A 12,152-nucleotide genomic window follows, 5' to 3' on the forward strand; every position below is an offset into this window, starting at 1 on the left:
CTTGAGCGGGCGGGCGCCGCGCTGCATGATGCCGCTATGTATGCGCGCGATATGGCCAGGATCGCAACGCCTGTCGGCACCGTCACGGTGTGGGGCGACGACGTTGCCGTGGAATCGATCACGATCGATGCTGCCGACCTCCCGCTGAATGGCGGATCAGCGCGCGCGGTTCGCGCCGCCGCCGTGCAGCTCGAGGAATGGTTTGGCGGCACGCGCCGAGACTTCGATCTGCCGCTCCAGCCCGCCGTCTCGCCCCGCGGGGGAGCGCTCCGCGCGGCAATGTGCGCCATCCCTTACGGCGCGGCCTGGAGCTATGGACGGCTGGCCGCCGCTGCCGGATCCAGCGCCCGCGCCATCGGGCAGGCATGCGCGCGCAACCCTTATCCGATCGTCGTCCCCTGCCACCGCGTCACGAACGCCGACGGCACGCTCGGCGCCTATTCCGCCGGCGCCGGCAGTCGCACCAAGGCATGGCTGCTCGACTTCGAAGCGCGGGACCGACGCGGCCTTCTATAGCTTATTTGTGGGGCAACAGCGTCAGAACGCCGACATCGTGATCGATGATCCCGTCGTAAATCATCCGCCCGGCAACGAACAGGATGACAAGCAGGCCGACATAGGCGATCCAGCGGTGCTTGCCGATGATCCGTGCGATGTAATTGGCCGCAACCGCCATCAACGTCACCGACAGGGCCAACCCGAAGAACAATACCGACGGATGGTCCCGCGCAGCACCGGCAACCGCCAGGACGTTGTCCAGGCTCAGCGACAGATTGGTGATCGCGACCTGAACCGCCGCCTGGGCGAACGTCTTCTGCGCCTTGGGCGCCAGCCCTGCGGTAGCGTCGAGCGCGGGCGCATTGTGCGACCGGATCTCGCTGAAGAGTTTCCATGCAACCCACAGCAGCAGGATCCCGCCGGCCAGGAGCAAACCCACGACATGCAGCAATTGCGTCGCGATCAGCGCGAAACCGATCAGGCAGACGAGGGCCATGATGACCCCCAAGCCCAGGACCTGCTTGCGCTGCTTCGCCGGGAGACCCGCCGCGAGAGTGCCGAGGACCATCGCGTTGTCGCCAGAGAAGATCAGGTCGATCAGGATCACCTGGCCCAGCGTGGCTAGCCCTGCGGCGGTGAAGACATCGGCTATATCGAACATGGTCCTACCCCCGCACGGCAATGGCCGGGATCGGGCTTCACCCCCATCCCGGCCATTTCAAACCGCGTTACTCTGCGCAAACCCAATCATCGCGTTTCCGCGCCAGACCTTGCACCGTCAGTTTTATTACTGGTTCATGCTTTCGAAGAAGTCTTCGTTGGTCTTCGAATTCTTCATCTTGTCGAGCAGGAACTCCATCGAGTCGATCGTCCCCATCTGCATGAGGATGCGGCGAAGGACCCACATCTTGGAGAGCTTGCTCTGGTCGACCAGCAACTCTTCCTTGCGCGTGCCCGACTTGCCGACGTCGAGCGCGGGGAAGATGCGCTTGTCCGCGACCTTGCGGTCGAGCACGATTTCCGAGTTGCCCGTGCCCTTGAATTCCTCGAAGATCACTTCGTCCATGCGGCTGCCGGTATCGATCAGCGCGGTCGCGATGATCGAGAGCGACCCACCCTCCTCGATGTTGCGCGCGGCACCGAAGAAGCGCTTCGGGCGCTGGAGCGCGTTCGCGTCGACACCGCCGGTCAGCACCTTGCCCGACGAGGGTACGACGGTGTTGTAGGCGCGGCCGAGACGCGTGATCGAGTCGAGCAGGATCACCACGTCCTTCTTGTGCTCGACCAGGCGCTTGGCCTTTTCGATCACCATTTCGGCGACCTGGACGTGGCGCGTCGCGGGTTCGTCGAAGGTCGAGCTGACCACCTCGCCCTTGACCGAGCGCTGCATGTCGGTGACTTCCTCGGGGCGCTCGTCGATCAGCAGGACGATCAGGAACACCTCGGGGTGATTGTCGGTGATTGCCTTGGCGATGTTCTGGAGCATCACCGTCTTGCCGACGCGCGGGGGCGCGACGATCAACGTGCGCTGGCCCTTGCCCTGTGGCGAGATGATGTCGATGACGCGCGCCGACTTGTCCTTGACGGTCGGGTCGGACGGATCGAGCGTGAGCTTCTCTTCCGGATACAGCGGCGTCAGATTGTCGAAATTGACGCGGTGGCGGACCGCATCGGGATCGTCGAAATTGACAGCGGTCAGTTTCACCAGCGCGAAATAACGTTCGCCATCCTTCGGTCCGCGGATCTCGCCCTCGACCGTGTCACCGGTGCGCAGGCCGAACTTGCGGACCTGGTTGGGCGAAATGTAGATGTCGTCGGGGCCCGCGAGATAGTTCGCCTCGGGGCTGCGGAGGAAGCCGAAGCCGTCGGGCAGCACTTCGATCGTGCCGAGCCCCATGATCTGCTCGCCCTGCTCGGCCTGGACCTTGAGGATCGCGAACATGAGGTCCTGCTTGCGCAGCGTCGACGCGCTCTCGATCCCGAGCTCCTCGGCCATCGCGACCAGCTCGGCCGGTTTCTTGTTCTTGAGATCTTTAAGATGCATTTCGGGCGTCCGGGGCATGAAGATGCGGAGGAGGAGCTTCGGTCGGCGAAGGGTACGCGACGATGCTTGAGGAAGGATAAGGCAGCCGAACGGCGCAAGGCCGTCGCACTACAATACCGGCCTCAGATACGACGCGCGCCTGAACGCGTCAAGGCGTGGCGTACCGGGATGGCGACGTAGCCGCGGCGCCTGTCCTTCAGAACGGCTGGACGATCGCCAGGATCACGATGAAGGTCACCAGGACCGCAGGAACCTCATTGATCATGCGGAGCTGCCGCCCGGTCAGGGTTGGTTTGCCTGCCTTGAGCTTGCGTGCATAGCCGACCGCCCAGCCATGATACCCGCTGAGGACGACCACGAGCAACAGCTTGAGATGCAACCAGCCAAGCCCCGCCTGACCCGAGAACAGGCCTGCGTTCGCCGCCAACAGCAACCCGAGGACCCAGACGACGATCATCGCCGGCGTCAGGATGATGGTGCGGATCTTCGCCTCTCGCTCGACCCACAGCGCGGCATCACCCCCCGCCCCGGCAAGCGCCTCCTGATGATAGACGAGATAGCGCGGCAGCATGAACAGTCCCGCCATCCAGAAGATCACGAAGATCACGTGCGCTGCCTTGACCCAGAGGTAGGCGTTGCCGAGCATTCCAGCCATCATGCGTTCCGAACGAAGGCCAGCAGTTGCTCGACATGCGCGATCGGCGTGTCCTGCAAGATGCCGTGGCCGAGATTGAAGACGTGGGGACGGCCAGCGAACGCCGCAAGGATCCGCGCCGCTGCCGCTTCGAGGTCGGCCCCGCCGGCAATCAGCGCGAGCGGGTCGAGATTGCCCTGGACCGGCATGCCTTCAGGGAGGTTCGCCGCGGCCCATTCCGGGTTGATCGTCTCGTCGACGCCCACCGCATCGACCCCGGTTTCGCGCGCGTAGATCGGCAGTTTCTCGCCCGCCCCTTTCGGAAAGCCGATGACCGGCACCCCTGGATGCCGCGCGTGGAGCGCCGCGACGATCGCCGCGTTGGGGGCGATCACCCAGCGCTCGAATTGTGCGGGGCTGAGGCTGCCCGACCAGCTGTCGAACAGTTGCACCGCTTCGACCCCTGCCTCGATCTGCTTCGACAGATAATCGATAGTGCTGCCGACGATCGCATCGATGATCGCGCCAAAGGCCTGTGGGTCGGCATAAGCGAACCGACGCGTCTCGCTCTGATCACGGCTGCCCTTGCCCGCGACCATATAGGTCGAAACCGTCCAGGGGCTCCCTGCAAAGCCGAGGAAGGTTGTCTGGGCAGGCAACAGCGTCGCGACCCGCCGCACGGTCTCATAGACCGGCTCCAGCCGTTCTGGCGCCTGTTCGAGCGCTCCAAGCGCGTGGTCGACCAGCGGCGGCGTCAGGGCGGGGCCCTCGCCGACCCCGAAGGTCAGGCCCTGCCCAAGGGCTGCCGGGACCATCAGAATGTCCGAAAACAGGATCGCGCCATCGAACCCGAACCGGCGGATCGGCTGGATCGTCACTTCCGCGGCGGCGTCACTGTCGTTGACCAGCGCCAGAAACCCCCCCTTTTCGGCGCGTAACGCGCGGTATTCGGGGAGGTACCGCCCGGCTTGGCGCATCAGCCAGATCGGCGGAACGGCTTGGCGCGCGCCTTTCAGCGTCGCGAGCAGCGGTTTGAACGGTACCTGAGACAGGGGTTCCGATGGAGTCGATGCAGGCAGGATCGCTGTCCCCTCTTCAATAAGAGTCTAGATTCTTAAAAGGTATTAGCAGTTGTTGGCCGGTGGAAGCCGGGGCTTATGCAATTGTCCCCGAATTGCCAACACTCCGTGCTGAATCGCAGAGCCGATTCCCCGAGACGATCGGCGATTCCATCCCCATGATTCACAGCCTGTGGATAAATCCGGCGGCTGTGCACGCGGTTGTGGAAAACTCGGGCGTTTTCCACCGGTCCGGGCGGCTTTGCGCGGTTGCGAAGTTACGCTAGCGGTTATCCCCATGTTATCCACAGGCCTTTCCCGGGAACACGGCTGATGCGGCTTCACCTCCACCTCCTGTCGGATTCGACCGGCGAGACGCTCGAGAACATCGCCAAGGCGGCGCTCGCGCAATATGACGACGTCGAGACGATCCGGCATTTCTGGCCGATGGTGCGGACCGAGGCGCACCTCGAGCGGATCCTCCAGGAAATTTCGCAAAATCCGGGGCTCGTGCTGTTCACGCTGGTGAACAGCGAGACGCGCAAGACGCTCGAGGCACGGTGCCGTACGCTCGGCTTGCCCGCGGTCGCGCCGCTCGACGGAGTGACCGGTGCCCTGTCGGGTTTGCTTGGACAGGCGGCCAAGGCGCGCCCGGGGCGTCAGCACGTCCTTGATGCCGCCTATTTCGCGCGTGTCGACGCAATCCAGTTCACCATCGCGCATGACGACGGCATCTTGTCCGAGGATTGGGAAGAGGCCGACATCGTGCTCGCCGGGGTTTCGCGGTCGTCCAAGACCCCAACGTCGATCTATCTCGCCAATCGCGGGTTCAAGACCGCGAACATCCCGATCGTAATCGAAAGCCCGCCGCCCCGCAGCCTGTTCGCACTCAAGAACCCGATCGTCGTCGGGCTTACCACGAGCGCTGACCGGTTGATCCAGGTTCGTCGCAATCGGTTGCTGTCGCTCAACCAGAAGACCGAGACCGCCTATGTCGATCAGGAAGCCGTGACGCGCGAGGTCGCCTTTGCGCGGCGCATGTTCGCGGACAACGGCTGGCCGGTGATCGACGTCACGCGACGGTCGATCGAGGAAACAGCAGCGGCGATCATCGCGCTCGTCGGCGAACGCGTCGGCGCGCAGCGGGGCGAAGCATGAGACTGATCCTCGCTTCGCAAAGTGCGTCACGGCGCGCAATGCTAGCCGCCGCGGGTATTCCTTTCAGCGCGGTATCGGCCGGGGTGGACGAGGATACCGCGAAAGCCGCCCTTCTTGCCGACGGCGTGGGACCGCGGGATCTCGCGGATGCGCTCGCTGAATTGAAAGCAGTCAAGGTATCGGCGGGGAACGACCAGGCGCTGGTGCTGGGGTGTGATTCGGTTGTCGCGCTGGAGGACGGATCGATGCTCGACAAACCGCGATCGCGCGATGAGGCGGCAGACCATCTGCGGCGCCTGTCGGGCAAACGGCACGATTTGATCAGCGGTGCAGTCATCGCCGAGGGCGGACAGCCGGTGTGGCGCGTGGTCGATCGCGCGCGGATGCATGTTCGCCCGTTGAGCGAGGCTTTCATCGAAACCTACCTCGATCTCGAGTGGCCCGAAATTGCGGGATGCGTCGGGTGCTATCGGATCGAGGGCCCTGGCGCGCAGCTGTTCACGCGGATCGAGGGAAGCCAGTTCACCGTCCTCGGCCTGCCGCTGCTGCAGGTACTCGACTATCTACGGGTTCGCGGAGTGATGCCGTCATGATGTATGCAGAAGTGATCGGCGACCCGATCGCCCATTCCAAATCGCCGCTGATCCACGAGTTCTGGCTCGAAGCGTTGCGTTTGGAGGGCAGCTATCGCGCGTGCCATGTGGCGCCGGAGGGCCTGAACGCCTATTTCGCCGAGCGGACGGCCGATCCCGCCTGGCGTGGGTGCAATGTCACCTTGCCGCACAAACAAACAGTGTTCGATCATATCGCCGACCCGGGTAGCGTGCGCGGGTCGATCGGCGCGGCGAACACCGTGTTTCGCGGTGAGGACGGTGCCTTTCTTTGCACCAACACCGACGCAGCGGGCTTTTACGCTCCGCTCGCCGGAATGGACCTGACCGGAGCGCCGGTCGTGGTGATCGGTGCCGGGGGCGCCGCGCGCGCCGTGCTGTTCGCGCTCGCGAAGCTCGGCGTCGGCCCGGTCACCGTCCTCAACCGCAACGTGCTGAAGGCTGCCGCCCTCCTGTCGTCTTTCGGACTGAAGGGCCAGGCGCTGCCGCTGACGGCATCGCTCCCTCCGGCGGCGCTCGTGGTCAATGCAAGCGCGCTCGGCATGGCCGGGCAGCCGCCGCTCGACCTCGATCTCGATCCGCTCCCCGAAGATGCTGTGGTCTATGACGTGGTCTATGCACCGCTCGAAACGCCGCTGCTCGCCGCGGCACGCGCGCGCGATCTCGATACGATCGACGGTCTCGACATGCTGATCGGTCAGGCTGCGCTTGCCTTCGAGCTGTTCTTTGGCGCCGCCCCGCCACGTGACGAGGAACAGGACCTGAAACTGCGCGCCCTGCTGACCGCATGATCACGATTGGCCTTACGGGGTCGATCGGCATGGGCAAGTCGACCGTCGCGGCGATGTTCGCCGATGCCGGCGTGCCGGTTTTCGACGCGGATGCAACGGTGCACCGGTTACAGGCCACAGCCGGTCCCCTGGTGACCGCCATCGAGGCGGCCTTCCCGGGATCGACCGGCCCGGGCGGCGTCGATCGCGCAAAGCTCGGGCCGATGGTCCTCGGCGACCCCGTTGCGCTCAAGCGGCTCGAGGCGATCGTCCATCCCGCCGTCGGCAGCGAACGCGCGGCGTTTCTTGCGCAAAACGCCGATGCGCCGATGGTCGTGTTCGACATTCCCTTGTTGTTCGAAACCGACGGCGAGTCGCGCGTCGATGCCGTCGTGGTCGTTTCTGCGCCCGAGTCGGTGCAACGCGCGCGCGTGCTCGCCCGTGCTGGCATGACGGCGGACAAGCTCGATGCCATCCTGCGCCGGCAGCTGCCCGATGCAGAAAAGACCGCACGTGCAGATTTCGTCGTTCCGACAGGCGGTTCGCTCGATACGACGCGTGATGCGGTGCACCGCATCATCGCTTGCCTCGCAGCGCGCAAAACCCCACTATCCTGAGTCTATGAGAGAGATCGTCTTCGACACAGAGACCACGGGGTTCAGTTTTTCCGATGGCGACCGGATGGTCGAAATCGGATGTGTCGAGATGATCAACCGGGTCGAAACCGGTCGAACCTTCCACGCCTATTTCCACCCCGAGCGCACCATGCCGCCCGAGGCGCAGCGCGTGCACGGCCTCAGCGACGCGTTCCTCGCGGACAAGCCCCTGTTCCACCACGGCGCCGAAGCGCTTCTCGAATTTCTCGAAGACAGCCCCCTCGTCGCGCACAACGCGAGCTTCGATTTCGGCTTTCTCAACGGTGAGCTGACCCGGTGCAGCCGCACGCCGATCAAAATGCACAGAATGGTCGATACCGTCGCGATGGCACGCATACGCCACCCGGGGGCCAAGCATAGCCTCGACGCGCTGTGCAGCCGCTATGGCATCGATCGCAGTCACCGCACGCTCCACGGCGCTCTGCTGGACGCCCAGCTGCTGGCGCAAGTCTATGTCGAGCTGACCGGTGGTCGGCAGATCGGGCTTGGTCTGGTCAGCGAGGCGATCGAGGTGGCGGTGGCGTCTGCTCCGGCAGCCCCCGCCAGGCCCCGCCCGCCGCGGGTTTTTACGGTGCCGGAGGCGGATCTTGTACGTCACGCAGCGTTTATGAAGTCGGTGGTCAATCCTTTGTGGGGAGGCGAGACGGCCAACTGATTCAACCTATTGGGGGGTCGAGGCGTCCGACAGACGTCATCTACCAGCCGGAAGACCCGAAAAGCGGGATCCGGCGATACAGTATGGAGAAGTGCTCATGGATATTCGGGTTTCCGGCCACCAGGTCGAAACGGGCGACGCGCTCAGGACCCATGTCGACGAGCGGCTCCAGGGCATCGCGACCAAATATTTCGCTCGGACGATTTCGGCGCAGGTGACCTTCGGCAAGGGACCGCACGACAACCGCTTCACCTGCGACATCGTCTGCCACGTCATGCAGGGCCTGATCCTGAAGGCCAGCGGCGACGCTACCGACGCGCACGCCGCGTTCGACTCGGCATCGACCAAGATCGAAAAGCAGCTTCGCCGGTACATGCGCCGTCTCAAGGATCGCAGCGCCGTTGCGAACAGCGCGGCATCCAGTGCGGCGGCCGATCTGGCGTCGGGTGATGCCGGCTACACGCTGTTCCAGGAAAATACTGCCGAGGAAGAAGTCGAGGACTTCCCGTTGATCGTTGCCGAGACGCGCGTCGATATCCCCGATGCGACCGTTTCGGATGCAGTGATGATGCTCGATTTGCGCAACACGACTGCATTGCTGTTCCGCAATTCGGGCTCGGGTACCTATAACATGGTGTACCGCCGCGGGGACGGTACGATCGGTTGGGTGGAGCCACAGCGCGTTTCATAATGTTTCGCTCCGCTTTCGCCGATCACTGATCGGCGCTATGGGCCCGCGCAAGCACCCGTGCCTGTCGCGGGCCCAAGGATTGCGATGACTGACTTGCACGATCTTCTGAGCGCCGACGCGGTGCTCGAACGCGAAAGCGCTGGCACGCGCAAACTGTTGTTCCAGCATCTCGCCGGCGTCGCCGCCAAGGTCTACGGGATCGATGCCGCCGCCGCGGCGGAAGCGCTGGTTGCGCGAGAGAAGCTCGGGTCGACCGGTTTCGGTCGTGGCGTCGCGACGCCGCATGGGCGGTTGGCCGGACTTCCCAGGGTTTGCGGGGTCTTCGCCCGTCTGGCCAACCCGATCGACTTTGCCGCGGTCGATGACCTTCCCGTCGATATCGTCTTCATGCTGTTGTCGCCGCCCGACGCCGGAGCCGAACATCTCAAGGCCTTGGCGCGTGTATCCCGGATGCTGCGCGATGCCAGTTTCGTCGACAAGCTGCGGGGCGCCGGATCGCGCGACGCGATGATTGCGCTCCTGATGGCGGATGAAGCGCGTGACGCCGCCTGAACCCGCCCCCTCGGGCGAAGCAGCGCATTTCCGCGCACTCGAAAACCTGTATGCGGCGGCGCCGATCAACCAGTTGTTCGATTCAGTGCTGGAAATCCCCGAAGCAGGGGTCGCACGAATTCGGTTCACGATCGCGCCACAAGTCTTTCACGCCGGCGGTGCGGCCCATGGCACGAGCTATTTCAAGATGCTCGACGATGCCGCCTTTTATGCCGCGAACAGCCTGGTGACGGATCGTTTCCTGCTGACCACCGCCTTCAACCTGTTGCTGACCAAGCCCTTGCGGGAAGGACCCGTCATTGCCGAGGGCCGGTGGGTCTCCGGGCACCGACGGGTGTTCGTCGCCGAGGCTCGGCTGGTCGATGCGGCGGGTGACGAGGCAGCCCGGGGGACCGGCACGTTCATGCGGTCCCAGATGCCGCTCGCCACGCTGCCGGGATACCGTCCGACGTGAGCCATGCGCTTCCGACCGCATTGCTGGTGTCTGCCCTGCTCAAGCGCGTCAATGATGCCGGGGGCATGGGCATGGTCCGCGCTCGCGGTGAGCCCAGTTCAGGCGCCATATTACTCATTTTGAATGACAATAATGGATCCACGCACATGGTCGAGCGTGCCCTGGATCCCAGCGGCAAAACCGCGCTGATTCCGGCCGGGCCAGCCGATGCCTCGGATGGTCCGGCACGCGAGTCGTACTGGCGGCGGCGACGGTCGCGCGATCCGGATTTGTGGGTGATCGAACTGGACATCGCGTCGCCGGAACGATTCGCCGCAGAAACAATCCTCGACGGTTGACCCTTGGGTTCGACCCCTCGATAGCGAATTTATCGATTTAGGCGTTGTGCCGTACCGGGTGCGATCCGGTTAGGTTACGCAGTCGGGGGGATGTCCGGGTGAACGATCGCAAGGTCGTTTATGTCCGCGCACCAACCGCATTTTTGTAGTTTGAATGTCGTTTGCCAACCGGGTCGTCACGTGCGCGACCATGATCCTTACCGCTGCCGCCATCATCGGCGCGGGCACGCCGGGCTTCGCTCAGCAACTCGACCGGGCCATCAACGCCCCGGTCGTTGCTTCGGTTCCCGAAGCGGGTGTCGTCCAGGCAGTGGATATCAAGGAGCCGATGGCCAGCGACGAGTTGCAGGATGGCGATGACGTGGCTTTCGGCACGCTGGACGCTGCGGTCGCGGCACAGTCGGTTCCTGACGAAATGGGTGACGAGCTGCAGTGCATGGCTGGCGCGATCTACTTCGAAGCCAAGGGCGAACCGCTCAGCGGTCAGCTCGCCGTTGCCGAAGTCATCCTCAACCGTTCCAAATCCGGCCACTTCCCGAAATCGGTCTGCTCGGTCGTAACCCAGCCCGGCCAGTTTTCGTTCGTACGCGGCGGTCACGTTCCGGCAGTCCCGTACAACCGCCAGTATCGCACCGCCGTAGCGGTGGCCCGCGTCGCCCTCGCCGACAGCTGGGACAGCCCCGCTGCCGACGCGATGTATTTCCATGCGAAGCGCGCAGCTCCGGGCTGGCATCGCCAGCAGGTCGCCGCGATCGGCAACCACGTCTTCTATCGCTGAGCATCGCGGCGCGTCGGGTTTGACGTGTTCGTGAAATGTTCTAGGATCGGCGCATGTTACGCGATGCGCCCGAAACCCCTCCGCAATCCTGTGTCGACGCGCCCGGCTCCCCGCTTTGCGCGGCAGACGTCGCGCGTGGTACGATCCGGATGTTGCTGCGGCACGATCTGGTCGCGCTGACAGAAGTTCCCCTCGACGGGAATCGTCGCGCAGACGTGATGGCCATCGACGCGCGCGGACAGATCGTCATCGTGGAGATCAAGGTGTCACGTGCCGACTTGCTCGGTGACGCCAAGTGGACCGAATATCTTGGCTGTTGCGACCGCTATTATTGGGCGGTTCCGGCTGGGTTCGATGCCAGCCCGCTCGACCGCGAGGGGTTCCTGCCCGCACGGACCGGTATCATCGTCGCCGACCGGTATGACGCCGCGATCCTGCGGGAGGCGCATACCGATCCGTTGTCAGCCGCGACCCGGAAGCGCGTTACGCTCGCGTTCGCGCGACGTGCGGCGCGGCGCATGATCGCGCTCACCGATCCCGAAGCGGACGGGTTGTCTTTCGCGGGTTGAGGCGCAGGACGGCGATCAGCGGCCCCGTCTTACAGTTTGGGCCCCGACACGGCCTTGCGGACCTTCTTGGGCGCAGCGTCGATCAATGCCGCGATCGCGGGCGTTCGCGTGTCCTGATGCGCATAGTCGCGCGCCGAGGATCCCTGGAGCAGGTCCTTCTGATCCGGATCGGCGCCGAGATCGAGCAGGCTGCGCACCATCGTCGCATCACGACGCTGCACGGCACGGATCAGCGCGGTCTCGCCGCTCGCATTGCCGAGATTGACGTTCGCACCGTGCTTGGCAAGATTTTCGATCATGTCGGTCGCACCGAGGCTCGACGCGATCAGCAGCGGGGTTTCGCCCCGGCTGTTCTTGAGGTTGGGATCGGCGCCTCGTGCGAGCAAGTAGTTCAGATAGGTCGAATCCTGGCGCCGAACGACGATATGCAGTGCGCCATCGCCATTGGTGACATCGCGCGTGTTGATCACCGTGGCACCCGGCTTGTCGAGAAACTTGGTGACCTCGTCGCCCTTGCCGTCCTTGACCGCCTGCAGAAACTTGTACCCCTCGGACTGTCCAAGCTGCGCGATCGCCGGGGTCGCGACCAGCGCGAAGGGGGCGGCGACGAGCGTGAGCATGGTGGCGAACGAGCGAAGAGTCATCGGATAGATGTCCTGACAGAAGGCGAAACCGGCGCAATGCTT

At 64.3% G+C, this 12,152-nt stretch carries 17 protein-coding genes; 12 read left to right on the forward strand and 5 right to left on the reverse strand.

Annotated features, from left to right (window positions below; all coding sequences use genetic code 11):
• Positions 1-36: 36 nt before the first annotated feature.
• Positions 37-516, forward strand: a complete 480-nt coding sequence (locus L8G49_RS10330) for a methylated-DNA--[protein]-cysteine S-methyltransferase (RefSeq protein ID WP_242185347.1) — start codon at positions 37-39, stop codon at positions 514-516.
• 1 nt (position 517) lies between these two features.
• Here the strand turns inward: L8G49_RS10330 and L8G49_RS10335 are convergent, their stop codons facing one another.
• The 4 genes from L8G49_RS10335 to hemE form a co-directional block, all read right to left on the reverse strand.
• On the reverse strand, positions 518-1,159 hold the full coding sequence (locus tag L8G49_RS10335) for a YjbE family putative metal transport protein (protein ID WP_242185349.1): 642 nt from the start codon (positions 1,157-1,159) through the stop codon (positions 518-520).
• A gap of 126 nt (positions 1,160-1,285) precedes the next feature.
• Positions 1,286-2,542, reverse strand: coding sequence for a transcription termination factor Rho (gene rho / locus L8G49_RS10340; protein ID WP_242138053.1), 1,257 nt, complete (start codon positions 2,540-2,542; stop codon positions 1,286-1,288).
• Between the two features lie 196 nt (positions 2,543-2,738).
• Positions 2,739-3,197: a CopD family protein gene (locus L8G49_RS10345; RefSeq protein ID WP_242138718.1), complete on the reverse strand. Its 459-nt coding sequence runs from the start codon at positions 3,195-3,197 to the stop codon at positions 2,739-2,741.
• Positions 3,197-4,228, reverse strand: a complete 1,032-nt coding sequence (hemE, locus tag L8G49_RS10350) for a uroporphyrinogen decarboxylase (protein WP_277923219.1) — start codon at positions 4,226-4,228, stop codon at positions 3,197-3,199. Before hemE ends, L8G49_RS10345 begins: the two co-directional genes overlap by 1 nt.
• A gap of 336 nt (positions 4,229-4,564) precedes the next feature.
• Between hemE and L8G49_RS10355 the strand changes: the two genes are divergently transcribed.
• The 11 genes from L8G49_RS10355 (at position 4,565) to L8G49_RS10405 (ending at position 11,466) form a co-directional block, all read left to right on the forward strand.
• A complete protein-coding gene (locus L8G49_RS10355; RefSeq protein ID WP_242185749.1) occupies positions 4,565-5,392 on the forward strand; it encodes a pyruvate, water dikinase regulatory protein in 828 nt (275 codons plus the stop codon).
• On the forward strand, positions 5,389-5,985 hold the full coding sequence (locus L8G49_RS10360; protein ID WP_242138055.1) for a nucleoside triphosphate pyrophosphatase: 597 nt from the start codon (positions 5,389-5,391) through the stop codon (positions 5,983-5,985). Before L8G49_RS10355 ends, L8G49_RS10360 begins: the two co-directional genes overlap by 4 nt.
• Entirely contained in the window at positions 5,982-6,794 is an 813-nt protein-coding gene (locus L8G49_RS10365; RefSeq protein ID WP_242185352.1) for a shikimate dehydrogenase, read from the forward strand. Before L8G49_RS10360 ends, L8G49_RS10365 begins: the two co-directional genes overlap by 4 nt.
• Positions 6,791-7,390: a dephospho-CoA kinase gene (coaE, locus tag L8G49_RS10370; RefSeq protein ID WP_242185369.1), complete on the forward strand. Its 600-nt coding sequence runs from the start codon at positions 6,791-6,793 to the stop codon at positions 7,388-7,390. The genes L8G49_RS10365 and coaE overlap by 4 nt, the downstream gene beginning before the upstream one ends.
• Positions 7,391-7,394: 4 nt before the next feature.
• Positions 7,395-8,084: a DNA polymerase III subunit epsilon gene (dnaQ, locus tag L8G49_RS10375; RefSeq protein ID WP_242185371.1), complete on the forward strand. Its 690-nt coding sequence runs from the start codon at positions 7,395-7,397 to the stop codon at positions 8,082-8,084.
• A gap of 97 nt (positions 8,085-8,181) precedes the next feature.
• Positions 8,182-8,775, forward strand: a complete 594-nt coding sequence (gene raiA, locus L8G49_RS10380) for a ribosome-associated translation inhibitor RaiA (RefSeq protein WP_242138059.1) — start codon at positions 8,182-8,184, stop codon at positions 8,773-8,775.
• An 84-nt stretch (positions 8,776-8,859) separates the two neighbouring features.
• Positions 8,860-9,327, forward strand: coding sequence for a PTS sugar transporter subunit IIA (locus tag L8G49_RS10385; RefSeq protein WP_242138060.1), 468 nt, complete (start codon positions 8,860-8,862; stop codon positions 9,325-9,327).
• Entirely contained in the window at positions 9,305-9,781 is a 477-nt protein-coding gene (locus tag L8G49_RS10390) for a PaaI family thioesterase (RefSeq protein WP_242138061.1), read from the forward strand. Before L8G49_RS10385 ends, L8G49_RS10390 begins: the two co-directional genes overlap by 23 nt.
• Entirely contained in the window at positions 9,778-10,119 is a 342-nt protein-coding gene (locus L8G49_RS10395; RefSeq protein ID WP_242138062.1) for a DUF1491 family protein, read from the forward strand. Before L8G49_RS10390 ends, L8G49_RS10395 begins: the two co-directional genes overlap by 4 nt.
• A 190-nt stretch (positions 10,120-10,309) precedes the next feature.
• Positions 10,310-10,897 carry a cell wall hydrolase gene (locus tag L8G49_RS10400; RefSeq protein WP_242185376.1) on the forward strand — a complete coding sequence of 196 codons (588 nt, stop codon included), beginning with the start codon at positions 10,310-10,312 and terminating at the stop codon, positions 10,895-10,897.
• A 53-nt stretch (positions 10,898-10,950) separates the two neighbouring features.
• Positions 10,951-11,466, forward strand: coding sequence for an MmcB family DNA repair protein (locus L8G49_RS10405; protein ID WP_242185378.1), 516 nt, complete (start codon positions 10,951-10,953; stop codon positions 11,464-11,466).
• Positions 11,467-11,495: 29 nt separating this feature from the next.
• Here L8G49_RS10405 and L8G49_RS10410 read toward each other — a convergent pair whose 3' ends face one another.
• The gene (locus tag L8G49_RS10410; protein ID WP_242185387.1) at positions 11,496-12,110 is read right to left on the reverse strand and encodes an ankyrin repeat domain-containing protein; all 615 of its coding nucleotides are present in this window, start codon (positions 12,108-12,110) and stop codon (positions 11,496-11,498) included.
• Positions 12,111-12,152 lie beyond the last annotated feature (42 nt).

The organism is Sphingomonas sp. CARO-RG-8B-R24-01 (genome assembly GCF_022662295.1).
Classification (GTDB): Bacteria; Pseudomonadota; Alphaproteobacteria; order Sphingomonadales; family Sphingomonadaceae; genus Sphingomonas.